Below are 1,388 nucleotides of genomic sequence, written 5' to 3'. Positions count from 1 at the left end.
AAAAAAAGTCTATTCTATAGGGTATTTCTTGTATAATAGGAGAAAAATTAGAATCGGAGAAATTTCACAATGACGAAAAAGCTATTTACAGAAAAAGAGGTTCAAACGCTATCAAAGAATCCATACGTAAAATCTATGAGTGAGAAAGGAATTACTTATACAGACGACTTTAAGCGCATATTTATTGAAGAAAATAGAAAAGGAAAGTTACCACGAGACATTTTTGAAAAATATGGTTTTGATATAGATATGATCGGAATGAAGCGTGTTACGTCGKCAAGAGATAGATGGTGTGCCGCTTATAGAAAAAATGGTGTATTAGGATTACGTGATACACGTAAAGAAAACCTAGGGAGATCTTTAGAGAGAGAACTTACTTTAGAGGAAAAGTATGCGCGTTTAGAAGCTGAACGGAACTTACTAAAAGCTGAAAATGAGCTGTTAAAAAAGATCAAACTTATGGAAGGGAGGATGAAAAGGAAATAACGTTACTACCTAGTAAAAAATATATCTTGATTCGTTCTGTTATCGTAAAATATAACCTAAGAAATATGGTGAGTCACTTATGTAAGATAGCTGGCGTTTCACGTTCTGGATATTATAACTATTTCTCTTTGAAAGCTAGAGAACAACGAAAACAAATGGATAAAAAAGACGAGAAAGTGAAGAGAATCATATTAAAAGCTTTTCATTTTAAAGGACGTCAAAAAGGAGCCCGTCAAATAAAAATGACATTGGAGGGGCAATTTCATATTGTTTACAATTTGAAGCGTATACGAAGAATTATGAAAAAATACAAGATTGTTTGCCAGATTMGGAAAGCGAATCCTTATAAAAAAATGATGAAAGCGACGCAAGAACATAGAGTGGTCCCAAACTTATTAAAGCGAGAATTCAAACAAAACATCCCGGGAAAAGTATTACTTACCGATATCACTTATTTATTTTACGGAAAAGGAAAGAAAGCGTATTTATCGACTATTAAGGATGGATCAACCAATGAAATTTTGGCTTACCACGTTTCTAGTCGAATTACGTTAGATTTAGCCATAGATACACTTGTAAAGCTAAAGAAGAATAGAAAGGTAAAGTTAGCCGAAGGAGCATTTATTCATTCTGATCAAGGCTCTCACTATACAAGTCCTATTTATCAAAAGTTGGTCAAGAAATATAGATTAGGACAATCCATGTCAAGAAGAGGAAACTGTTGGGATAACGCCCCACAAGAATCATTTTTTGGTCATTTTAAAGATGAAGCATATATAAAACCTTGTGAGTCTTTTGCACAATTAAAAAATGAAATTAAGAACTACATGACGTATTACAATCATTATAGATATCAATGGAATTTAAAAAAGATGACTCCTGTTGAATACAGAAATCATCTT

1 protein-coding gene is annotated in these 1,388 nt (G+C 32.6%); it reads left to right on the top strand.

What is annotated here, in order from left to right; translation table 11 throughout:
* Window positions 1–69: 69 nt before the first annotated feature.
* Window positions 70–1,388, top strand: a protein-coding gene (locus AC1DIT_RS28100) for an IS3 family transposase (protein ID WP_476998599.1) whose coding sequence is annotated in 2 segments (ribosomal slippage) — window positions 70–457 and window positions 457–1,388 — 1,320 coding nt annotated over the 2 segments. Because the reading frame shifts where the segments join, the coding sequence is not laid out codon by codon here. This gene is flagged as partial in the annotation.

The sequence above is a fragment of the Bacillus sp. 05T22 genome (assembly GCF_056396765.1).
This window is presented reverse-complemented; position numbering and strand designations above follow the sequence as displayed.